At 54.8% G+C, this 23,479-nt stretch carries 20 protein-coding genes; 12 read left to right on the top strand and 8 right to left on the bottom strand.

What is annotated here, in order from left to right; genetic code table 11:
- Positions 1–143: 143 nt before the first annotated feature.
- From ghxP to soxR, 3 genes are all read right to left on the bottom strand, one after another.
- Complete coding sequence (gene ghxP / locus OGX84_RS01635) at positions 144–1,493, bottom strand: guanine/hypoxanthine transporter GhxP (RefSeq protein ID WP_024130830.1); 1,350 nt, start codon at positions 1,491–1,493, stop codon at positions 144–146.
- Positions 1,494–1,818: 325 nt separating this feature from the next.
- Positions 1,819–2,487 (bottom strand): glutathione S-transferase family protein, encoded by a 669-nt coding sequence (locus OGX84_RS01630; protein ID WP_012134597.1) that lies wholly within the window; start codon positions 2,485–2,487, stop codon positions 1,819–1,821.
- Positions 2,488–2,805: 318 nt separating this feature from the next.
- Positions 2,806–3,264 (bottom strand): redox-sensitive transcriptional activator SoxR, encoded by a 459-nt coding sequence (soxR, locus tag OGX84_RS01625; protein WP_049011570.1) that lies wholly within the window; start codon positions 3,262–3,264, stop codon positions 2,806–2,808.
- 86 nt (positions 3,265–3,350) lie between these two features.
- On the opposite strand from soxR, the gene soxS reads away from it, so the two are divergent.
- The gene (soxS, locus tag OGX84_RS01620) at positions 3,351–3,674 is read left to right on the top strand and encodes a superoxide response transcriptional regulator SoxS (RefSeq protein ID WP_012134599.1); all 324 of its coding nucleotides are present in this window, start codon (positions 3,351–3,353) and stop codon (positions 3,672–3,674) included.
- 2 nt (positions 3,675–3,676) lie between these two features.
- Here soxS and pdeC read toward each other — a convergent pair whose 3' ends face one another.
- On the bottom strand, positions 3,677–5,263 hold the full coding sequence (gene pdeC / locus OGX84_RS01615) for a cyclic di-3',5'-guanosine monophosphate phosphodiesterase PdeC (protein WP_012134600.1): 1,587 nt from the start codon (positions 5,261–5,263) through the stop codon (positions 3,677–3,679).
- Between the two features lie 576 nt (positions 5,264–5,839).
- Between pdeC and OGX84_RS01610 the strand changes: the two genes are divergently transcribed.
- The 10 genes from OGX84_RS01610 to OGX84_RS01565 all read left to right on the top strand — a co-directional run bounded on the left by OGX84_RS01610 (position 5,840) and on the right by OGX84_RS01565 (position 17,610).
- Positions 5,840–6,121, top strand: coding sequence for a YjcB family protein (locus OGX84_RS01610; protein ID WP_012134601.1), 282 nt, complete (start codon positions 5,840–5,842; stop codon positions 6,119–6,121).
- 156 nt (positions 6,122–6,277) lie between these two features.
- Positions 6,278–6,796, top strand: a complete 519-nt coding sequence (gene fecI / locus OGX84_RS01605) for a ferric citrate uptake sigma factor FecI (RefSeq protein WP_012134602.1) — start codon at positions 6,278–6,280, stop codon at positions 6,794–6,796.
- Positions 6,793–7,749, top strand: a complete 957-nt coding sequence (gene fecR / locus OGX84_RS01600) for a ferric citrate uptake sigma factor regulator FecR (protein ID WP_012134603.1) — start codon at positions 6,793–6,795, stop codon at positions 7,747–7,749. Before fecI ends, fecR begins: the two co-directional genes overlap by 4 nt.
- A 97-nt stretch (positions 7,750–7,846) precedes the next feature.
- Positions 7,847–10,162, top strand: a complete 2,316-nt coding sequence (gene fecA / locus OGX84_RS01595) for a TonB-dependent Fe(3+) dicitrate receptor FecA (protein WP_047459636.1) — start codon at positions 7,847–7,849, stop codon at positions 10,160–10,162.
- A 100-nt stretch (positions 10,163–10,262) separates the two neighbouring features.
- Positions 10,263–11,165 (top strand): Fe(3+) dicitrate ABC transporter substrate-binding protein FecB, encoded by a 903-nt coding sequence (locus OGX84_RS01590; protein ID WP_112001353.1) that lies wholly within the window; start codon positions 10,263–10,265, stop codon positions 11,163–11,165.
- On the top strand, positions 11,162–12,148 hold the full coding sequence (fecC, locus tag OGX84_RS01585; RefSeq protein ID WP_112001354.1) for an iron-dicitrate ABC transporter permease FecC: 987 nt from the start codon (positions 11,162–11,164) through the stop codon (positions 12,146–12,148). Before OGX84_RS01590 ends, fecC begins: the two co-directional genes overlap by 4 nt.
- Positions 12,145–13,101, top strand: coding sequence for a Fe(3+) dicitrate ABC transporter permease subunit FecD (gene fecD, locus OGX84_RS01580; protein ID WP_049011977.1), 957 nt, complete (start codon positions 12,145–12,147; stop codon positions 13,099–13,101). Before fecC ends, fecD begins: the two co-directional genes overlap by 4 nt.
- The gene (fecE, locus tag OGX84_RS01575) at positions 13,102–13,869 is read left to right on the top strand and encodes a Fe(3+) dicitrate ABC transporter ATP-binding protein FecE (RefSeq protein ID WP_112001355.1); all 768 of its coding nucleotides are present in this window, start codon (positions 13,102–13,104) and stop codon (positions 13,867–13,869) included.
- A 455-nt stretch (positions 13,870–14,324) separates the two neighbouring features.
- On the top strand, positions 14,325–17,042 hold the full coding sequence (locus OGX84_RS01570) for a cation-transporting P-type ATPase (protein ID WP_423191613.1): 2,718 nt from the start codon (positions 14,325–14,327) through the stop codon (positions 17,040–17,042).
- Between the two features lie 55 nt (positions 17,043–17,097).
- Positions 17,098–17,610, top strand: a complete 513-nt coding sequence (locus tag OGX84_RS01565; protein WP_286457299.1) for a hypothetical protein — start codon at positions 17,098–17,100, stop codon at positions 17,608–17,610.
- A gap of 42 nt (positions 17,611–17,652) precedes the next feature.
- Here the strand turns inward: OGX84_RS01565 and OGX84_RS01560 are convergent, their stop codons facing one another.
- Positions 17,653–18,084, bottom strand: coding sequence for a universal stress protein (locus tag OGX84_RS01560; protein ID WP_012134612.1), 432 nt, complete (start codon positions 18,082–18,084; stop codon positions 17,653–17,655).
- Between the two features lie 260 nt (positions 18,085–18,344).
- Positions 18,345–18,881 (bottom strand): single-stranded DNA-binding protein SSB1, encoded by a 537-nt coding sequence (gene ssb1 / locus OGX84_RS01555; protein WP_047459655.1) that lies wholly within the window; start codon positions 18,879–18,881, stop codon positions 18,345–18,347.
- A gap of 249 nt (positions 18,882–19,130) precedes the next feature.
- On the opposite strand from ssb1, the gene uvrA reads away from it, so the two are divergent.
- Positions 19,131–21,953 (top strand): excinuclease ABC subunit UvrA, encoded by a 2,823-nt coding sequence (uvrA, locus tag OGX84_RS01550; RefSeq protein ID WP_012134614.1) that lies wholly within the window; start codon positions 19,131–19,133, stop codon positions 21,951–21,953.
- A 95-nt stretch (positions 21,954–22,048) separates the two neighbouring features.
- Here uvrA and OGX84_RS01545 read toward each other — a convergent pair whose 3' ends face one another.
- The gene (locus OGX84_RS01545) at positions 22,049–22,405 is read right to left on the bottom strand and encodes an MmcQ/YjbR family DNA-binding protein (RefSeq protein ID WP_012134615.1); all 357 of its coding nucleotides are present in this window, start codon (positions 22,403–22,405) and stop codon (positions 22,049–22,051) included.
- 202 nt (positions 22,406–22,607) lie between these two features.
- The gene (gene aphA / locus OGX84_RS01540; RefSeq protein ID WP_012134616.1) at positions 22,608–23,321 is read right to left on the bottom strand and encodes an acid phosphatase AphA; all 714 of its coding nucleotides are present in this window, start codon (positions 23,319–23,321) and stop codon (positions 22,608–22,610) included.
- Positions 23,322–23,479: the final 158 nt, after the last annotated feature.

The following is a 23,479-nucleotide window of genomic DNA, read 5'->3' as shown; positions in this document are numbered from 1 at the left end:
GTTTGCGATATTTCTTATGTTTTAAAACGTGAGGCGTCGTGCCTCAATTCTATCTTCCTCAGAGTAACGCAAAAGACAACGGGATGTGTCCTGAAAATAAAAACGGGCGGCAAAAGCCACCCGTTTTTAGAGGACGCCAGGAATCAGATAGCCCAGCCGCCCGCATAGAAGGCGACCAGCGCTACGGCAATCACCACGGTGCCGACGTTCAGCTTACGCCATTCGCCCGACACAATGCGGCCGATCACCAGCGTAGCAAAACCAATCATAATGCCGGTTACGATGTTGCAGGTCAGGACGATAAACACCGCCGTGATCAGACCCGCCATCGCATCCACAAAGTCAGCGAAGTCGATTTTCGCCACGTTGCTCAGCATCAGCAGGCCGACGTACATCAGCGCGGGCGCGGTCGCGTAGACCGGAACCAGATAAGAGAGCGGAGAGAGGAACAGGATCAGCAGGAACAGGACGCCGACGGTGATCGCCGTCAGACCCGTTTTACCGCCTGCCGCCGTACCCGCCGCCGATTCAATGTATACCGCCGCAGGCGCTGCGCCAACCAGACCAGAGAACACGCTGCTCAGGGAGTCGGTGGTCAGCGCTTTGCCGCCATCGATAATCTGCCCGTCTTTATCCAGCAGGTTTGCCTGGCCAGCGACCGCGCGAATCGTGCCGGTGGCGTCGAAAACAGCGGTCATCACCAGCGCCAGCACGCTCGGCAGGACGATCGGGTTCAGCGCGCCCATAATATCCAGGCTGCCAATCAGCGAGTTGCCGTGTTCATCACTTAAAGACGGCATAGCAAAAAAGCCGGAGAAATGGACGGATGGATCGAAGATCAAACCCACAACCGAAATACCAATAATGGTCAGCAGAATGCCGCCCGGCACCTTCAGTTTTTCCAGGCCGATAATGACCGCCAGACCAATCAGCGACATGATAACCGGGAAAGAATCAAAGTTACCCAGCGCGACCGGCAGACCGTCCAGCGGGTTCTTAATCACCAGACCCACGCCATTCGCGGCGATCAGCAACAGGAACAGGCCGATACCGATGCCGGTGCCGTGCGCCACGCCATGCGGCAGATTGCGCAGGATCCAGCTACGGATACCGGTCGCCGAGATGATGGTAAACAGCACGCCCATCAGGAATACCGCACCCAACGCTACCGGAACGCTAATGTGCTGACCCAGCACCAGGCTAAACGCGGTGAAGGCGGTCAACGAGATGGCGCAACCGATAGCCAACGGCAGGTTCGCCCACAGACCCATAACAATAGAACCGACGCCAGCCACCAGGCAGGTCGCCACAAATACGGCGGCAGGCGGGAATCCGGCTTTACCCAGCATCCCCGGAACCACGATAACGGAGTAGACCATCGCCAGGAAAGTCGTTAATCCGGCAACCACTTCCTGACGGACGGTGCTTCCACGGTGTGAAATTTTAAACCAGGCGTCGAGTGAACCGCCGGTACGCGCTGAAGGCGTAGACATAGAAAACATCCCCTGAGAGTTTATTTTTCGTCGAGTATGCGTGGTGGACAATCCACTGCCAGCGAAACGTCATCTCCTTGTGCTACGTTTGCAACAATAAGGGGTGTCGCAAAAAAGCAAACGTTTAACTCCGCGCATACAAAACGGGTAGTAAAAAAAAGCAAACGATTATCCAGCGATAATACGGGGCTTTTCAACTAAACTTTGCGGCTTTTTGCTTATTTCTTTTCATCACGCTCAATAAATCGCCAGTCGATGCGCAAACGTTATCGTCAATGCGCAATCTGATAACATTTTTTCTCGGGCGGACGACTGACACATCCGTCTATCCGCCAGGGATCTCAAAAGGACCGCCTTGCTGGATAGCCCTTTGCCACGCCGGGCGCATCTCTACGCGCTTCTTCCAGGCACTAATGTGCGTCAGGTCGTTAATTCCGCCTCGGCTCAGTAACGCAAACAGAGGAAAACTCATCTGGATATCCGCCATGCTGATATGTTCCCCGGCAAACCAGGGCTGCGCGGCAAGATGCGCATCAATGTAGCGCGCATGCGTCTCCAGTTGCGGGTTGAGATACGCTTTTTGCACGCCCTGCCCCAGAATGCCGCCCAGCGTGCGTAACCCAAATGGCACCGGCGGTTTACCCAGGCTGACAAACACCAGTTTCATTAACAGCATTGGCATTAACGAGCCTTCCGCATAATGCAGCCAGAACCGATACTGCCGTTTTTGCCGGGCATCGGCAGGTTTAAACTGCCCTGCGTGGTCATAGGTTTCCTGCAAATACTCCAGGATGGCGCCGGATTCGGCGAGGATCTCACCGTTATCTTCAATAACGGGCGATTTTCCAAGCGGGTGGATTTTTTTCAGCGCCGGTGGCGCAAGCATGGTTTTTTCACGCTGGTAGCGAACAATCTGGTAGGGCAGCGACAGCTCCTCCAGCGCCCAGAGCACGCGCTGGGAACGAGATTGATTCAAATGATGCACCGTCAGCATGGCTGTCTCCTGTTTTTCATTCAAATTAACTATAGAAAAGAGCGAGAGATGGCGTAAAAATTTCGGCTAAAAAACAGACAATGCACTGGCAAACGGGCGGGCATGGCATACAATTACAGTATCAACACAAACCGGAACCTCCACCACGTGCTCGACTGAGGGGTGTTGATGTCGGGGGAAACCCTCCCGTGAACCAACGGGATAGAGCGAAAGACAAAGACCGGAAACAAACTAAAGCGCCCTTGCGGCGCTTTAGTTTTATGCGCGGCGATATGGCGCTCGCTTATCCGGCCTACGCGCGTCCCGGCGAAACGACATTTAATCATCTTCCAGCAATCGCGCCCCTGTTCCCTGCGTACCGAGCTGATCGCCGGGGTTGCGCAGCGGGCAATCGCTACGCGACAAACAGCCGCAGCCGATGCAGCCGTCCAGCTCATCACGCAACGCCACCAGAGTATGAATACGTCTGTCCAGCTCCTCGCGCCATTGCGAAGAAAGCTGCTTCCACTCCTTTGCGCTCAACGTATGCCCCTCAGGCAATACGCCAAACGCTTCGCCAATGGTCGCCAGAGGAATGCCAATACGTTGAGCAATCTTGATGATCGCCACATAGCGCAGCACATCGCGCTTATATCGCCGCTGATTGCCGCCATTACGGACACTGCTGATAAGCCCTTTGCTCTCATAAAAGTGCAGCGCCGATACCGCCACACCGCTACGTTTCGCCACCTCACCCGGCGTAAGCAGGGACTTTATACGCGGTAATTTCTTTTCCATAAATCGCTTTACCTCAAGTTAACTTGAGGAATTATACTCGCCCGCAGACAAAACGACGAATCGAACACTGAGAAAGAGGCAGCAATATGTCCCATCAGCAGATAATTCAGACCCTTATTGAATGGATTGATGAACATATCGACCAACCGCTGAACATTGATGTGGTCGCAAAAAAATCAGGTTACTCGAAGTGGTATTTACAGCGGATGTTCCGCACGGTGATGCATCAGACGCTGGGCGACTATATTCGTCAGCGCCGACTCCTGCTAGCCGCCGTAGAGCTACGAACGACCGAGCGCCCCATTTTTGATATCGCGATGGATCTGGGATATGTGTCGCAACAGACATTTTCGCGCGTCTTCCGCCGCGAGTTTGACCGCACGCCCAGCGACTACCGTCATCGCCTGTAACCTTACTGCCCGCGCTGCATCAGGAGTGCGGGCGACTGTTGCAGCCACTGAATAAACGCCTGCGGCGGCATCGCCTTCGCAAAATACCATCCCTGACAATACTGAACGCCGCGCTTGAACAGCCAGTTCACCTGATCTGCCGTTTCCACGCCCTCGGCAATGGCCTTCAGGTGTAAACTTTGCGCCATTTCGATGATATGTTCCGCGATCAGATGGCTGGTGCTATTGGTGGTCAGCGTGTCGATAAAGGATTTATCAATCTTCAGAATATCGACATTCAATGAATACAGGTTGTGCAGGTTTGAATACCCTGTTCCAAAATCATCAATCGCCACTTCAAAACCCGCCTGACGAAATGCCTGAATAACCGGCGTGGTTTTCGGCACGTCAATAAAGCCGCGCTCCGTCACTTCCACCTTAATTTGTTGCGCAAGAACGGAATGCTGGCGGGCTTTCTCCGCAATTAACGCGATAAGCCGGGAGGAGTGGAAATCAGAAGCAGAGAGATTAATAGAGATATAAAGATGAGGTTGCGAGGCGAGAAAATGTCCCAGATCGTTGAATACTTCTTCCACAACGTAATCGGTAATCTGCGCAATCATCCCCTCTTTTTCAGCCAGCGGGATAAACTCTGCCGGGCTCATCACCTGCCCTTCAAAACCAGGCCAGCGCAATAGCGCCTCCGCCCCCACGCATTTTTCATTTTGAATATCAATAATGGGCTGATAATAAAGACGCAGTTGACGTTTATCGATCGCTCGCTGCAACAAACGGCGCGGTGAATGATATTCCTCACGCGTACGCGACCACATCAATAACACAATGATGCTACAGATAATGCCTAACGGCAGCGTTAACGTCGCCTGATGGTACAGGTTCTGATAGAAACGCGCGTTATCAGTGGAAACAATTATCGCGATCGGACGTTTTTCTGAATGGGCAATGGTATAGAAGCGATTATTTTGCTGAAAGGTAGATTCATCACGGTGCAGTAACGGTAATAATTGCTCGACGTTTGCCTGTTCGCTCACGGAGAAAAAGGAGTTCGTCACCGTGTCATATACGCCCCAGGCCAGAGTCGGATCGTCTGACATCACCTCGCTGTAAGACAACGGGTTTATTACCGCGACATAGTGCCCTCTTTGCATATACGTCATTTTGTAGCCAGCAAAGAATGGCGTATCACGATAGTAATAAATAGAAACGTCTGGTTCTCGTTTATAATCTGCGGCAGGGATAATATAAGGACTGGCAGGCGCCATTACCGTAGAGCATAAAAAATGATCGTCTTGCGCATAAATTAACTCGCTGATATACAGACGACCACGAATAATATCCTGCATTCGTTTTTGATGCGCAGGAGTACAGGCTTTTCCCTGATACTGCTGTATCGCGTCGCGGGCCAGCTCCACCTGCTGGACAACCAGTTCCGTTTTTTCTAATGCCAGCTCGGCAAAAGAGTGCAGTTGATTACGGGTTTCAGACACCGCCCGCATGTGGGCAAACCATAGCGCCAGCATCACGGGGAGTAATACCACCATGATTGTTCCAAGGAATCTCAGCAACTTTCGTTGCGCGCTATGATTCATTTCGGCCCTGTATCCCTGAATTGTCTGTGCCTGTCATCATCAAGGCGGATGCTATAACAAACAGGTGATTACGTTGCATGAATTAAGCGACATTAGCAACAGACTTTTCCTGGTAAAAGTCTGATATTGACGGATGACGATAATATTTTCCCGTAAGGCAAACTTAAAGTTATGCTTATTTTTATTAGGGAATATTCTAATCCAAAAGGAGTAAGAATTTTCCAGGTTTTTTTCCGATTAATGCAGAAAAATTAAGTTAAATTTCCAGGCTGGTTAATTTTCCGGCGCTAATAAAATGGTAATAAAAATACATCTTCAATAACCAGCCCCATAATCTTCCGGTATAGCCCCCTCCAAATACCCATATTTAATTTGTGGTTATAAAGCGCACAAAAAAGGGTGCCCTGCACTGGCTAACAAACAATTTATTGTGATATAGTTCACAAAAATGATGAAACAGAAACGTTGTTTCATTCAGTGTCGATGTCATGCCCGTCGATAGCCAGAGTGTACCACGCCTTCCGTGAGCAACGCCGCGCTGTCCAGGGCACCTGCTATTCTCAGAGGAAATGTTTCATGGCTACCATAACCACTGGCGTGGTTCTTCTCCGCTGGCAACTGCTGAGCGCTGTGCTCATGTTTTTAGCCAGCACGCTCAATATTCGCTTTCGTAAATCCGACTATATCGGACTCGCGGTGATCAGTAGCGGCCTTGGCGTCGTGTCGGCCTGCTGGTTTGCAACCGGGTTACTCGGCATCACTCTGATGGATGTCTCCGCAATCTGGAACAATATCGAAGCCGTGATGGTGGAAGCCATGAGCCATACCCCGCCAGAGTGGCCGATGGTGTTGACCTGATGCTGATATAAGCCTCCGCCCGGAGGCTTTTTTATTCTCTCAAAAACAGCCAGTTAACCTTTATCCCGCTAAAATCGCCGTATCATTTATTGTAATGAGAACTATTCTCATATTAACATCCCCGCCGTGATGATTAACTTTTGATACTTTTCCGCTATGCCGACTCCAGTTCAGTGCGCTCCTTTAACGTTTGAATCGCTGTATCGCGCGCATCACGGCTGGCTGACGCACTGGCTGGCGCGAAAGTTACAGTCGGCGTTCGACGCCGACGACGTCGCCCAGGACACCTTCCTGCGTATTATTAACGGTGAATCTCTGACGGCGATTCGCGACCCAAAGTCGTTTCTCTGCACCGTCGCCAAACGGGTGATGATCGACCTTTTCCGCCGCAATGCGCTGGAAAAAGCGTATCTGGAGATGCTTGCGCAGTTACCCGAAACGCTGGCGCCTTCCGCTGAAGAAAAGCAGTCGCATCTCGAAACGCTGCAACTTGTCGACAGGATGCTGGACGGGTTGAGCGCCAAAGCGAGAACGGCCTTCCTGCTTTCTCAGCTTGACGGGCTGACCTACAGCGACATCGCGCAACGTCTGAATGTTTCCGTCAGCTCGGTGAAAAAGTACGTCGCGAAAGCCACGGAACACTGCCTGCTGTTCCGCCTGGAGCATGATCTGTGAAAACCTCCCTCACCGATGCCCGCCGCCAGGCGCTACGTTCAGCCTCACACTGGTATGCCGTTTTAAGCGGGGAGCGCGTAAGCCCCCAGCAGGAAGCGCGCTGGCAGCAGTGGTATGAACAAGATCAGGATAATCAATGGGCCTGGCAGCAGGTCGAAAACCTGCGCTGCCAGATGAGCAGCGTCCCCGGCAAACTCGCCAGCCACACGCTGAAAGACAGCCGCCTGACGCGCCGCCACGTACTGAAAGGATTGCTGTTGCTGGTCTGCGCGGGCGGCAGCTGGCAGCTCTGGCGATCGGAGTTGGGCGAAGGTCTGCGTGCTGATTATCGTACCGCCCGGGGGCAGACTCGCCAGCAGACGCTGGAGGATGGCACGTTGCTTTCGCTGAATACCGACAGCGCGGTTAACGTGCGATTTGACGGTAGCCAGCGCCAGATCCAGCTCTGGTACGGCGAGATCGCCATTACCACCGGAAAAGACGCGCTGCAACGCCCGTTTCGTGTACAGACGCGCCAGGGCCAGCTCACCGCATTGGGTACGGAATTTACCGTACGCCAGGACGGCGATGAAACCGTCCTTAGCGTCCGCCAACATGCCGTCGAAGCGATTCTCGCCGGAGATCCGCAACAAAAACGGGTTATTCAGCAAGGTGAAACGGTGCGCTTCAGCGCCTCACAGTTTGGCGACGTCGCATCATTGAATGACGAGTCTGCAAGCTGGACGCAGGGCGTGTTAAGTTTCAGCGACAAACCTCTGGGCGACGTCATCGCCACGCTCTCGCGCTACCGGCACGGCATACTGCGTTGTGACCCGGCCGTTGCCGGATTACGCCTGACAGGGACGTTCCCGCTCGGCAACACCGATGCCGTACTGAATGCGATCGCGAAAACACTTCCTGTGAAAATTCAGTTTGTTACGCGTTACTGGGTCACGCTGTCCCCCGCCATTTAAACGATAACGAAAAAAATTATCATTTTTATTGTCCCTTTTGCCCCGCTCGTTCGACTTCATAACTGAATACAAATAAAGAAATGATGATGGAGACGTGATGGCCTTTCATAACACAGCACCTCTGGTGATGGCGATTCGTTTAAGCCTGCTTCCGCTTGCCGGACTGGCTTCACTGCCTGCATTTGCCACGCAGTTCGATATTGCCGCCGGAGACTTAGACAAAGCACTTAATCAATACGCTGCCCGCAGCGGCATTATTATGTCAGTAGATGCTTCGCTCACGCGGGGCAAACACAGCGACGGACTGCACGGCGACTACGCGCTTGAAGATGGCCTGCGCACACTGCTAAAGGGGAGCGGCCTACAGGAAAAATCGTTAGGCGATAACACCTGGACGCTGGAAGCCGCCCCGGTTGCCAGCGAGGACTCGTTGACCGTAGTCGGCGACTGGCTGGGTGAAGCCCGGGAAAACGACGTGTTCGAACATGCCGGCGCGCGTGACGTTATCCGCCGGGATGATTTCACCAAAACCGGCGCGACGACCATGCGCGAAGCGCTGAACCGTATCCCCGGCGTCAACGCCCCGGAAAACAACGGCACCGGCAGCCATGACCTGGCAATGAACTTCGGTATTCGCGGTCTTAACCCACGCCTGGCCAGCCGCTCGACGGTATTGATGGACGGCATCCCCGTGCCTTTTGCGCCATACGGTCAGCCGCAGCTGTCGCTCGCGCCGGTCTCTCTGGGCAATATGGATGCCGTTGACGTGGTGCGCGGCGGCGGCGCGGTGCGCTATGGGCCGCAAAGCGTGGGTGGCGTGGTGAACTTCGTGACCCGCGCGATTCCGCAGGATTTCGGTATTGAAGCCGGCGTTGAAGGGCAACTCAGCCCCACCTCGTCGCAAAACAATCCAAAAGAGACGCACAACCTGATGGTAGGCGGAACGGCGGATAACGGTTTCGGCACGGCCCTGCTCTACTCCGGCACGCGCGGCAGCGACTGGCGCGAACACAGCAACACCCGTATCGACGACGTGATGCTGAAAAGCAAATATGCGCCTGACGAGGTACATACCTTCAATAGCCTGCTGCAATACTATGACGGTCACGCCGATATGCCCGGCGGCCTGTCCCGCGCCGACTACGACGCCGATCGCTGGCAGTCCACGCGCCCGTATGACAGCTTCTGGGGCCGCCGCCAGCTTGCCAGTCTGGGGTATCAATACCAACCCGACAGCCAGCACAAATTCAATATTCAGGGTTTCTACACCCGCACCCTGCGCAGCGGTTATTTAGAGCAAGGAAAACGCATTACGCTCTCACCGCGCTACTACTGGGTTCGCGGCATTGAACCGCGCTACAGCCAGAGCTTTATGATTGGCCCGTCTGCGCATGAAGTCGGCGTAGGCTATCGCTATGTCAATGAATCCACGCATGAAATGCGCTACTACACCGCAACCACCAGCGGTCAGTTGCCGTCAACATCCAGCCCTTATGACCGTGATACACGTTCAGGGACCGAAGCTCACGCCTGGTATCTCGATGACAAAATTGATATCGGCAACTGGACCATTACGCCAGGTATGCGTTTTGAACACATTGAATCCTACCAGGACAACAACGTTAAAGGTACGCACGAAGAGGTGAGCTACAACGCCCCGCTTCCGGCGCTTAACGTCCTCTACCACCTCACTGACAGCTGGAATCTTTATGCCAACACTGAAGGCTCGTTCGGCACCGTACAGTACAGTCAAATTGGCAAGGCTGTGCAAAGCGGCAATGTGGAACCGGAAAAAGCGCGAACCTGGGAAGTCGGAACCCGATTCGACAACGGCGCGCTGACGGCGGAAATGGGGCTGTTCCTGATTAACTTTAATAATCAGTACGACTCCAACCAGACTAACGATACGGTCACCGCCCGTGGCAAAACCCGTCATACCGGGCTGGAAACGCAGGTACGTTACGATCTCGGCGATATGACGCCCACGCTGGAAAATGTCGCCGTTTACGCTAACTACGCGTACGTTAACGCCGAAATTCGCGAAAAAGGCGACACTTACGGCAATCAGGTGCCGTTCTCACCAAAGCATAAAGGGACGCTGGGCGTGGATTACAAACCCGGCAACTGGACGTTCAACCTGAACAGCGATTTCCAGTCCAGCCAGTTTGCCGACAACGCCAATACCGGGAAAGAGAGCGCAGACGGCAGCACCGGGCGTATTCCGGGTTACATGCTGTGGGGCGCGCGCGTGGCGTATGACTTCGGCCCCGAGATGGCCAACCTGAACCTCGCGTTTGGCGTAAAGAATATCTTCGACCATGAGTATTACACCCGCTCGTATGACGACAACAACAAAGGCATCTATGCCGGACAGCCACGAACGCTGTACCTGCAAGGGTCACTGAAGTTCTGATTGTTCATTTGTTGCCGGGTGGCGGCGTAAATGCCTTACCCGGCCTACAGAGTGACGTAGGCCAGGTAAGCGCAACGCCATCCGGCAACCGGAGTTGACTATGTTTGCTTTTATTCGCGTTTATTTTTTCAGCCTGATCGTCCTGGCTGCGCCGGTTTTTGCCGTGACGGTGCAGGATGAACACGGCGCCTTTACCCTGAATAAAACGCCGCAACGGATTGTCGTACTGGAACTGTCGTTTGCCGATGCGCTGGCGGCGGTGAACGTCAGTCCGGTGGGGATCGCCGATGACAACGATCCCACGCGTCTGCTGCCGGAAGTGCGCCAGATTATTGGGCAATGGCAGTCCGTCGGCACCCGCGCTCAGCCGAGCCTTGAGGCGATCGGCGCGCTAAAGCCTGACCTGATTATCGCTGACAGCAGCCGCCACGCAGGGATTTACGCCGCGCTGCAAGAGATCGCCCCCGTGTTGTTGCTCAAATCCCGTAATGAAACGTACGCCGAAAATCTGCAATCCGCTGCGATCATCGGGAAAGTATCAGGTAAAGATGCGGAAATGCAAAAACGACTGACGTTGCATCGGGAACGTATGCGCGCATTTGCCGCCCACTTGCCGAAAGGGGCCAGCGTGGTATTCGGCACCTCACGCGAACAGCAGTTTAATCTGCACAGCCACGAATCGTATACGGGCGGCGTGCTCGCTGCGCTGGGTCTGCGCGTGCCGGAGGCAATCAGCTCTGCGCCAATGACCACGATTAATCTGGAGCGGCTACTGGCGCTCGATCCGCAGTGGCTGATTGTCGCGCACTACCGCCAGGAGAGCATCGTTAAACGCTGGCAGCAGGATACGTTGTGGTCCATGCTCCAGGCGTCGCAACACCACCAGGTTGCCGCTGTCGATAGCAATAGCTGGGCGCGGATGCGCGGGATTTTCGCTGCGGAACGCATTGCCGGCGATACGGTGAAAATCTTTCATCACCAGACGCCTGATACCACGCAATGAGGACATTGATCATTTGGGGAGCGCCCGTACTGGCGCTCCTGGCAGCGTTCTGGCTGAGCCTGTTCTGCTACTCGGCGATCCCGATTTCACCCGTCAGTGCTCTGCATGCCCTGTTTCCTTCTTCAACGCCTCCGCTTTCGGAGGCGTTGGTGCGTAATTTACGTCTGCCGCGCAGCCTGGTGGCATTGCTGATTGGCGCCAGCCTTGCCCTGGCGGGAACATTGCTGCAAACCCTGACCCATAACCCGCTAGCCTCCCCTTCTCTGACCGGCATTAACAGCGGTGCGGCACTGGCGATAGCGTTAACCAGCGCATTCAGCCCCATATTGCTCAGCGGGTATTCCATCGCGTTTATCGCCGCCGCAGGCGGAGGCCTCGCCTGGCTTCTGGTGATGCTGGCTGGCGGCGGCTGGCGACAGGAGCCCGACCGCAACAAACTGATTCTCGCCGGAATCGCGCTCTCCGCGCTGTGTATGGCGCTGACCCGCATCACGCTGTTATTGGCGGAAGACCACGCTTACGGCATTTTTTCATGGCTGGCGGGCGGTATTGCCCATGTGCGCTGGGCTGAGTTCTGGCAGCTCTTTCCTTTTGTTCTGGTGATTATTCCCGCCATGCTGCTGTTGGCGAACGCCCTTAATCTGCTCAACGTCAGCGATGTCGCTGCACACACGCTCGGCGTAAACCTGTTTCAGCTGCGGCTTACCGTCAATATCGGCGTGCTGGTGCTGGTCGGCGCCTGCGTCAGCGTGGCGGGGCCGGTGGCGTTTATCGGCCTGTTAATGCCGCATCTGGCCAGGGCGTGGTCAGGTCACGACCAGCGTAAGTTGCTGCCGATGAGCCTACTGATGGGCGCAACGTTTATGCTGCTGGCGGATATTCTGGCGCGAGCGCTGGCCTGGCCGGGCGAACTTCCGGCAGGCGCAGTGCTGGCGCTGATTGGCGCGCCGTGTTTTGTCTGGCTGGCAAGGAGGCGTGGATGAAAGCCTTTATTCTGCTCATCACGTTGCTCCTGCTGAGTATCACCGCGCTGCTGTCATTGCGTCTGGGCGTGGTTCCCCTGCCCTGGTCCGCGCTGATCGATGGCTGGCATACCGGTCACGAGCACCACTATGTTCTGACCCAGTATCGCCTGCCGCGACTGCTGCTGGCGATATTCGTCGGCGCCGCCCTGGCGATTTCCGGTGTACTGGTGCAGGGCATCGTGCGTAATCCGCTGGCCTCGCCGGATATTTTAGGGGTGAACCATGCCGCCAGTCTGGCAACAGTAAGCGCACTCATGCTGCTGCCATCGCTGTCGGTCGTCTGGCTGCCGCTGCTGGCATTTGTGGGCGGGCTTTGTGCGCTGATCTTACTGCGTGCGATTGCGGGTCGTTCCTCCCCCCTGCGCCTGGCGTTAATCGGCGTGGCGTTGTCGGCAACCTGGGCCAGCCTGACGGATTACCTGATGCTCTCCCGCCCACAGGACGTTAACAACGCGCTGCTGTGGCTGACCGGCAGTTTATGGGGACGCGGCTGGTCGTTTGTGTATGTGGCGCTGCCGATAATGCTGGCGCTTATTCCACTCAGCGCCTGGTTTTGCCGCGATCTGGATCTGCTGGCGCTGGGCGATGATCGCGCCAGCACGCTCGGCGTCCCGGTCAGGCGGGCGCAGCGCCTGGGATTGCTCCTCGCCGTCGCGCTGGCAGCCACCAGCGTGGCAGTTTGCGGGCCGATAGCTTTCGTCAGCCTGGTCGTGCCCCACCTGACCCGACGCCTGCTGGGAGGGCGCCATCACTGGCTGCTGCCCGGCGCTGCGCTAATCGGCGCATTTGTCTTAACGCTGGCCGATTTGCTGGCAAGGATCATTAACCCTCCCACGGAGCTTCCGGCAGGCATGCTCACCGCCATTATCGGCGCGCCGTGGTTTATCTGGTTGCTTGTGAGGATGCGCTAGATGGATATCAGATGTGAAAACCTGACTGCCGGATACGGTGATAAACGCATTCTTGACGGCCTGTCGGTTACGCTACCCGCCGGGCAGATCACCGCATTACTGGGGCCTAATGGCTGCGGCAAATCGACGCTGCTGAAATGCCTTGCCCGCCTGCTCATACCGCAATCCGGCACCTTGCACATTGCGGGTAAGCCGCTGTCGGCATTCTCACCCCGCGCGCTTTCGCGTCACCTGGCGCTACTGCCGCAACAGCACATGACGCCGGAAGGGATCACCGTGCGGGAACTGGTCAGCTATGGCCGCAGCCCGTGGCTGCCGCTGTGGGGGCGGCTTTCTCGCGACGACCATCAGCATGTCAACCGGGCAATGGCGCAGACGCACACTGACGCGCTGGCAGACAGGCGGCTGACGGAGCTGTCCGGCGGTCAGCGGCAGCGCGTGTTTCTGGCGATGGTGTTAGCGCAGGATACGCCCATTGTATTACTGGATGAACCCACCACCTGGCTCGACATTAATCATCAGGTGGAGTTGATGGCGCTCATGCAGATGCTAAAACAGGCGGGAAAAACGGTCGTGACGGTACTGCACGACCTGAATCAGGCAAGTCGCTATTGCGATCATCTTGTCGTGCTGGCGCAGGGGAATGTGATTGCGCAAGGGCAACCTGTTGATGTTATGCAACCAAAATTATTACGCAAGGTATTTCAGGTTGATGCGGAAATTCACCCTGAACCGCTGACAGGAAAACCAATGTGTATTATTCGTTAGTCTGCTAGCCATATTTTTACCTGTCCAGAGCAGTCTGTTCATCCTGTCAGACTGCTCATCAAAAATATATTCTTATGCCCTTTATTTTTATTCTCTGTCATTAACTTTAAATATTTAAAAGTTATGTAAGGAACACTATATTTAGTGTTTTTCAACCCAGATATTTAACGAAGGCGTAGGTTGAAATCCCGCTAATTACCGCGATGATAATTGCAAAAATAACCAGTAACATCAATCGCCTACCGCTATATATTCCTAACATAATTACCTCCTTTACTAAATTTACACTTCCATCAAAACACTGAAAATATACGCTACAAGCGTTATCTAACCATCAAGATAAAATAATCTTTAACGAAACGCCATTGATTAATGTCAATAATTCAGACTCTTTATTTTAATAGTATAAGCGCGATTCAAAACATTATGCATTTTATACTTCGAGGAATTTTAAATTGACCAGAATGCCGAATAAAAATCGTCTCCATTCTGCGCCATGCGTTGAAAAAAAACCGTACCAGCAATCTGTTAACGAGGTACTTGAAAAAAAGCAGAGTCAGCCTTCCGGGCTGACGCAAAATGAAGCCAGCGCGCGCCTCGCGCAGCATGGGCCTAACGCGCTGCCAGAAAAAGCAGGCAAACCGGCATGGTTACGCTTCCTGGCGCATTTCCACGATGTTCTGATTTATGTCCTGATCGCTGCGGCGGTGCTGACTGCGGTCATGGGTCATTGGGTGGATACGGCCGTCATTTTGGGTGTTGCCGTTATCAACGCGCTGATTGGCCACATTCAGGAAAATAACGCGGAAAAGTCGCTGAAAAGCATCCGCAATATGCTGTCGAACTCAGCGGTCGCTATCCGCAACGGTCAACATGAAACCGTCCCCACAACCGAACTGGTGGTGGGCGATATCGTCGTGCTGCGCGCAGGCGATCGCATCCCGGCAGATCTTCGCGTTATGGAAGCCCATAACCTGCGGGTTGAAGAGGCCATCCTGACGGGCGAGTCCACCGTTGTCGATAAAACAGCCGACACCCTTACCGGCGAACTGCCGTTAGGCGATCGTAAAAATCTGCTGTTCTCCGGCACCACCATCAGCGCAGGCGCCGGGCTGGGCGTGGTTATCGCCACCGGTGAAGAGACTGAACTCGGCCACATCAACCAGATGATGACGGGCATTGAGAAGCACCGTACCCCGCTGCTGGTTCAGATGGATAAACTCGGCAAAGCCATTTTCGCCATTATCGTCGCCATGATGGCAGGACTATTTGTGTTCAGCCTGCTGCTGCGCGATATGCCGATGGGCGAACTGCTGCTTTCTCTGATTAGCCTTGCCGTCGCGGCCGTACCGGAAGGGCTACCCGCGATCATCTCAATTATTCTGTCGCTCGGCGTACAGACGATGGCCCGCAAACGCGCCATTATCCGCAAGCTGCCAACGGTCGAGACGCTGGGTGCGATGTCCGTGATCTGTTCCGATAAAACGGGCACCCTGACTATGAATGAGATGACGGTAAAAGCCATTATTACGGCGGACAAAAATTACCGCGTTCAGGGCAACAGCTATGAGCCAATGGGCGAGATCCATACTGAGGAGAGCGACGCTGCGGTAGAGATCCTGCCTGGCAGCCTGCTGGAGAACTACCTTCGCACTATCGACCTGTGTAATGACAGCCAATTGATTCAGGACGAAAACGGTCACTGGGGCATCACCGGCGGGCCAACGGAAGGGGCCTTAAAAGTGCTGGCGGCAAAAGCGCGCCTTCCCGCCATTAAAACTGAACTGCGCAGCAAAATCCCGTTCGATTCGCAGTACAAATACATGGCGACGCACCATCGCATTGGAAATGAAGAGCGCGTACTGGTGACCGGCGCGCCAGATGTGTTGTTTAAACTGTGCCAGCTACAGCAAACCGCTACCGGTACTGAAGCCTTTACGCAAAATCACTGGGAAGCGGAGATCGCGCGCTATGCGAAAGAAGGTCTGCGCATGGTTGCGGCAGCCTGGAAGCCAGGGCGTGCAGAAGCCGCCTCTCTCACCCATGAGTGCCTGAATGACGGCCTGATCTTCCTGGGCATCGCAGGCATGATGGACCCGCCGCGTCCAGAAGCCATTGACGCAATCCAGGCCTGCCAGCAGGCGGGGATTCGCGTGAAGATGATCACCGGCGATCACCCGCAAACGGCCATGAGTATCGGCGGCATGCTGGGGATTCATAACAGCACCCACGCGGTAACGGGCTACGAACTGGAGCAGATGGACGATGCGGCATTAGCCGAAGCCGCTGTCACCTACGACATCTTTGCCCGCACCAGCCCCGAACATAAACTGCGTCTGGTGAAGGCGCTGCAAAACAAAGGCGAGATTGTCGGTATGACCGGCGACGGAGTCAACGACGCCCCCGCGTTGAAGCAGGCGGACGTCGGCATCGCGATGGGCATCAAAGGCACGGAAGTGACAAAAGAAGCCGCTGACATGGTACTGACGGACGATAACTTCGCCACCATCGCCAGCGCCGTGCAGGAGGGGCGTCGCGTTTACGACAACCTGAAGAAAACGATTCTGTTCATCATGCCCACCAACCTGGCACAGGGTCTGCTGATCATCATTGCCCTGTTGGCTGGGAACCTGATCCCGCTCACGCCGGTACTGATTCTGTGGATGAACATGGCGACCTCCGCCACGCTGTCGTTCGGGCTGGCATTTGAAGCCGGTGAGCGCAACATCATGCGACGCCCGCCACGCCAGAGTAATGAGAACGTCATGGATGCCTTTGCTATCTGGCGCGTCGGTTTTGTCGGAACGTTAATTGCGGCCTGCGCCTTTGCGCTGGAAGCCTGGTTGCAGCCTCGCGGCCACAGCCCGGAGTTTATCCGTACCGTGCTGTTGCAGACGCTGGTCACCGCACAGTGGGTATATATGCTCAACTGTCGGGTTTCGGATGGTTTCTCGCTGGGACGCGGGCTGCTGATGAATAAAGGCATCTGGATGGTCAGCGGCATTCTGTTGCTGTTACAACTGGCGATTATCTATATGCCTTTCATGCAGATGCTGTTTGGCACAGAAGCGCTGCCGCTGCGTTACTGGGGCATAACCTTCGCTATCGGCGCAGTGCTGTTCTGCATTGTGGAGATAGAGAAACCGCTCACCCGTAAATTCCGCCGGAAATAGCCGGCGGTTCACCGCGAAGCAAAAAGCCTCCCGTAGCGGAGGCTTTTTTTTGCCGATGGGGGAGGCATTTTGTAGGCCCGGTAAGCAAAGCGCCACCGGCATAACGCCGGATGGCGGCGCAAGCGCCTTATCCGGCCTACGGGAGAGAGGTTTTGTATGCCCGGTAAGTGAAGCGCCACCGGGCATGGCACCGGATGGCGGCACAAGCACCTTATCCGGCCTACGGGAGAGAGGTTTTGTCGGCCCGGTAAGCAAAGCGCCACCGGGCATGACGCCGGATGGCGGCGCAAGCGCCTTACCCGGCCTACGAGAGAGGGATTTTGTAGGCCCGGTAAGCAAAGCGCCACCGGGCATGGCGACGGATGGCGGCACAAGCGCCTTACCCGGCCTACGAGAGAGGGATTTTGTAGGCCCGGTAAGCGAAGCGCCACCGGGCATAACGCCGGATGGCGGCGCAAGCGCCTTATCCGGCCTACGGGAGAGAGGTTTTGTCGGCCCGGTAAGCAAAGCGCCACCGGGCATGACGCCGGATGACGGCACAAGCGCCTTACCCGGCCTACGGGAGTGAATCTTGTAGGCCCGGTAAGCAAAGCGCCACCGGGCAGGCAGATTAACGAATGACCATCACCGGAATTTTCGCGTATCGCAAAATATTCGCCGCAGCCGAACCGAGCAAATGCGTTGCAATACCCGGCTTGCGCGAACCGATGATAATCATCTCGGCGTTATGCGCTTCTACCGCGTTATTTACTTCATCACGAATATTGCCATGACGGACTTCAAAACGAATATTCTCCAACGGCGTTTTGAATTTTCTCGCAAGGTTAAGCATTTTTTCTTGCGCGTCATTCGTCATGTATTCCTCGTATTTTCTGATATCCGAGGCAAAACCACGCATTGGGGAGGTACCCAGTTTAGGGAACACATGCAGCAGATGGATCACGCCGTTTTCTTTGTCCACCATATGATCAGCGTAGGCAATGGCTTTGTCAGAGAGATCCATCGCCAGAATATCAACGGGCATTAAAATGACTTTATTCATGATGATTTCCTTAAGTTAGCTGACAGGCCAATCACATATCCCTGAAAAGACCTGGCAAGATTCAGCATTCATTTGACCAAAATAACGGGGGAATAATAATCAATAATACCCTGTCTTTTTTGATCATAAGCAAGAAAGGAAATAACCCATAAAGTCTGTAGATATATTTACGTCCGGTGACAAAACTGACAAACCTGCTATTTAATTGCACGCTATTTCAGCCAAAAAAAAGCTCCCGTAAAGGGAGCCTTTTTAATTCATCAGAACGGGATGTCGTCGTCGAAATCCATTGGCGGTTCGTTAGACGGTGCCGGAGCGGATTGTTGCTGCGGACGGGACTGCGCGCCGCCGCTGAACTGGTTGCCGCCCTGCGGTTGCTGAGGCTGACCCCAACCGCCCTGCTGCTGACCGCCGCCCATATTGCCGCCAGCCGGAGCGCCACCGCCCTGACGGCCACCCAGCATCTGCATGGTGCCGCCCACGTTGACCACCACTTCAGTGGTGTATTTGTCCTGACCGGACTGATCGGTCCATTTACGGGTACGCAACTGACCTTCAATGTAAACCTGAGAACCTTTACGCAGATATTCGCTGGCCACTTCCGCCAGTTTGCCGAACAGCACAACGCGGTGCCATTCCGTCTGCTCTTTCATCTCACCGGTCTGCTTATCACGCCAGGATTCGGAAGTAGCCAGCGTAATGTTGGCAACTGCGCCACCATTTGGCATGTAGCGTACTTCCGGGTCCTGGCCCAGATTACCGACGAGAATCACCTTGTTTACGCCTCTGCTGGCCATGATCGAGTCTCCTGAAAACGTTTCTGAATAAGTGTAAACGCGCGATTGTAGCATTACCAATAGCGTTTTTACTACGATGCGAGGCTGATTCCAGTAAACAACCTTGGGCGGACATTGTTACACAGTAGCCTGTGTTTTGCATTCCAATACTGTATATCCATTCAGGTTGAGTTGTGTCATAATTAACCGTTTGTGATCGCCGGTAGCGCCATGCGGCCGGGAAAAAGCGTTTTAATCCGGGAAAGGTGAATGGATAAGATCGAAGTTCGGGGCGCCCGCACCCATAATCTCAAAAACATCAACCTCGTCATCCCGCGCGACAAACTGATTGTCGTCACCGGGCTTTCGGGTTCTGGCAAATCCTCGCTCGCTTTTGACACCTTGTATGCCGAAGGGCAGCGTCGTTACGTTGAATCCCTTTCCGCGTATGCGCGTCAGTTTCTGTCTTTGATGGAAAAACCAGATGTCGACCATATTGAGGGGCTGTCGCCCGCTATCTCAATTGAGCAGAAATCGACATCCCATAACCCGCGCTCTACGGTAGGTACAATTACCGAAATACATGACTATCTGCGTCTGCTGTTCGCCCGCGTGGGTGAACCGCGCTGCCCGGATCATGACGTCCCGCTGGCGGCGCAAACCGTCAGCCAGATGGTGGATAACGTGCTGTCTCAGCCGGAAGGCAAACGCCTGATGCTGCTGGCGCCCATTATTAAAGAGCGCAAAGGCGAGCACGCCAAAACGCTGGAAAACCTGGCCAGCCAGGGCTACATCCGCGCCCGTATTGATGGCGAGGTCTGCGATCTCTCCGATCCGCCGAAGCTGGAGCTGCAAAAGAAACACACCATTGAGGTCGTGATCGATCGTTTCAAAGTCCGTAGCGATCTGTCCCAGCGCCTGGCGGAATCTTTTGAAACCGCGCTGGAACTCTCCGGCGGCACCGCGATCGTCGCGGATATGGACGATACGAAAGCGGAAGAGCTGCTCTTTTCCGCCAACTTCGCCTGCCCAATTTGCGGCTACAGTATGCGCGAGCTGGAACCGCGTCTGTTCTCGTTTAACAACCCGGCGGGAGCCTGCCCGACCTGCGACGGCCTCGGCGTACAGCAATATTTCGATCCCGATCGCGTGATCCAGAACCCGGAGCTTTCTCTGGCTGGCGGCGCGATTCGCGGCTGGGATCGCCGTAACTTCTATTACTTCCAGATGCTGAAATCGCTGGCGGAACACTATAAGTTCGACGTGGAAGCGCCGTGGGGAAGTCTGAGTCAGAATGTGCATAAAGTCGTTCTGTACGGTTCCGGCAAAGAGAGCATCGAGTTCAAATACATCAACGATCGTGGCGACACCTCCGTGCGTCGCCATCCGTTCGAAGGCGTGCTGCACAACATGGAGCGCCGTTACAAAGAGACGGAGTCCAGCGCGGTACGTGAAGAGTTAGCTAAATTCATCAGCAACCGTCCGTGTGCCAGCTGTGAAGGCACGCGTCTGCGCCGTGAAGCACGTCATGTCTTCGTCGAGAATACTCCGCTGCCTGCGATCTCCGACATGAGCATCGGCCATGCGATGGACTTCTTCAACAATCTCAAGCTCGCAGGCCAGCGTGCAAAGATTGCGGAGAAGATCCTCAAAGAGATTGGCGACCGCCTCAAGTTCCTGGTAAACGTCGGCCTCAACTACCTGACGCTGTCCCGCTCGGCAGAGACCTTGTCCGGCGGCGAAGCCCAGCGTATCCGTCTGGCCAGCCAGATTGGCGCGGGGCTGGTAGGCGTGATGTATGTGCTGGATGAACCGTCTATCGGTCTCCATCAGCGCGATAACGAACGTTTGCTGGGAACGCTGATTCACCTGCGTAACCTCGGCAATACCGTGATTGTGGTGGAGCATGACGAAGACGCCATCCGCGCCGCCGACCATGTGATCGATATCGGCCCCGGCGCTGGCGTACACGGCGGTCAGGTCGTGGCCGAAGGGCCGCTGGAGGCGATTATGGCGGTGCCGGAATCCCTCACCGGCCAGTACATGAGCGGCAAACGCAAGATTGAAGTGCCGAAACAGCGCGTTCCCGCGAACCCGGAGAAAGTGCTGAAGCTGACCGGCGCGCGCGGCAACAACCTGAAAGACGTCACCCTGACGCTGCCGGTTGGCCTGTTTACCTGTATTACCGGCGTATCCGGGTCGGGTAAGTCCACGCTTATCAACGACACGCTGTTCCCGATTGCCCAGCGCCAGTTAAACGGGGCGACCATTGCGGAACCTGCGCCGTATCGTGATATTCAGGGGCTGGAGCATTTCGACAAAGTCATCGACATCGACCAGAGTCCAATTGGCCGTACGCCGCGCTCTAACCCGGCAACGTATACCGGCGTGTTTACGCCCGTACGTGAGCTGTTCGCTGGCGTGCCGGAATCACGCTCACGCGGCTATACGCCGGGACGTTTCAGCTTTAACGTGCGCGGCGGGCGCTGCGAAGCCTGTCAGGGCGACGGCGTCATCAAGGTTGAAATGCACTTCCTGCCGGATATTTACGTACCGTGCGACCAGTGCAAGGGCAAGCGCTATAACCGCGAAACGCTGGAGATTAAGTACAAGGGCAAGACTATCCACGAAGTGCTGGATATGACCATCGAAGAAGCGCGCGAATTTTTTGACGCCGTTCCGGCGCTGGCGCGTAAGCTGCAAACGTTGATGGACGTGGGTCTGACCTACATCCGTCTCGGTCAGTCCGCCACCACGCTCTCCGGCGGTGAAGCACAGCGCGTGAAGCTGGCGCGTGAATTGTCGAAACGCGGCACCGGGCAGACGCTGTACATTCTGGATGAACCGACCACCGGTCTGCATTTTGCCGATATTCAGCAACTGCTGGACGTGCTGCACCAGTTGCGCGACCAGGGCAACACCATTGTGGTGATTGAGCACAACCTGGACGTCATTAAGACGGCGGACTGGATTGTCGATCTCGGCCCGGAAGGCGGCAGCGGCGGCGGCGAAATTCTTGTTTCCGGGACGCCGGAGACGGTCGCAGAGTGTGAAGCATCACATACTGCCCGTTTCCTCAAACCAATGCTGTAATAATGCCCGATGGCGCTGCGCTTATCGGGCCTACAGAATATGCGTAATAGTTTGTAGGCTCGATAAGGCGCTTGCGCCGCATCCGGCAAAACGGCTCACGGCTGCACCAACAGCTTACGCTTGTCCTCCGGCAGGGTACTTACCGCCAGTTGATAAGAGGCATCCACCAGATAATAGATTTGCGAATCCGGTAGCGAACCGTCCAGGTAGACGGTGCTCCAGTGCGCTTTATTAAGATGTCGGCTTGGTCGCACATCGCTGTGTTGCTGGCGCAGCAACTCCGCCAGTTCAGGGCTGGTTTTCAAAGATACCGCCGGGCGATTTTCCACCTCTTTCACCATGGCAAAAAGCACATCTTCAACCTTGATTTGTGTGGCTTTCCAGTCACTGTGAACGCTCTGTTCCGCGCCTGTTTTTGCCATGCAATATTGCAGTAACTCCGAATTGGTCATCTTCTTATTCCCCTTTTAAGCATATTGCCCCACTGAGAACGTCTCTTACTCAGTTTGCAGCAAGTCCGCCAAAGGTAAAAGCCAGCAGCTCAATTTTGTTCAAAAAAACAGCGATTGAGAATCTTACCGGATGATGCCACTGTAGGCCTGATGGCGACGCTAATGCGTTTTATCAGTCCTGGGGCAAAAGGTTCCGCCGGTTTTAATATTCCGAGTTCACAATCACCTCTTCCCCAAACGCGCCGGCCTGTGGCAACGGTTTATAGGTAGAGTTGGAGGCGCGCAGGATGCGGATGCCACGAATGCCCGCGTCACGGGCTGCCGTAATGTCATTGTCGGAGTCGCCGTAGAAGATGCGGATATTTTTCTCCTGTAGCCACTGCGTTTTGGTGTTCTGGCCCGGCTTGTCGCCTGCAAAAATCACAGGATTCATATTGGCTGCGGGAATGTGGAAATCATCAGCCAGCGTTTTCGAGACGGTTTCGGTTTTCGTCTGGCTCCGCCCCGTGACAAAAAAGATGCTGTCGCCACGCCGGACGTGCATATCGATGAGCAGACGCGCCACCTCTTTCGGAATGCTGAACTCATCCCAGCCGTTGTTCATCTTCTCCCAGAATGCCGGATTTTTCAGATAATCCTCGCTTTCTGGCGAATAGACTTTTTTGCCGCGCCAGAAGCCAGGGCTGGAAAACAGCACGGTGTCATCAATATCAAACCCGACAGCAATGGGAGGACGACCCGCCAGGCTATTTTCGATCTGCGCGACAGAAACCCAGTGGATGGGAGACTGCTCGGCGAGTTTCGCAACATTGGTGCCAGGATTTAGCGGCGACGGCGAGGACGCCAGGGCGATTGCTGAATTATTTAACGTGAAAAGTAAACAAAAGGCGCTCAAGGCCAGGGTTATCTTGCGCATATTTTTCCCTAAATAGTCAGTTAGTTATGATTTTTAATTATATTGACTGGTCAAAAAACTCTCTGACCATAACCCCAGCGGCAGGTGAAAGGAAGAATTTTCTGCGGTTTTGTTACAGAAAAAGAGGATGATCACATATGAATGGAGGGGGCAGCGCT

It is taken from the genome of Citrobacter sp. CK202 (assembly GCF_030333225.1).
Taxonomy (GTDB): domain Bacteria; phylum Pseudomonadota; class Gammaproteobacteria; order Enterobacterales; family Enterobacteriaceae; genus Citrobacter_B; species Citrobacter_B koseri.
The sequence above is the reverse complement of the archived record's forward strand: the minus strand, read 5'-3'. Positions and strand labels throughout refer to the sequence as shown.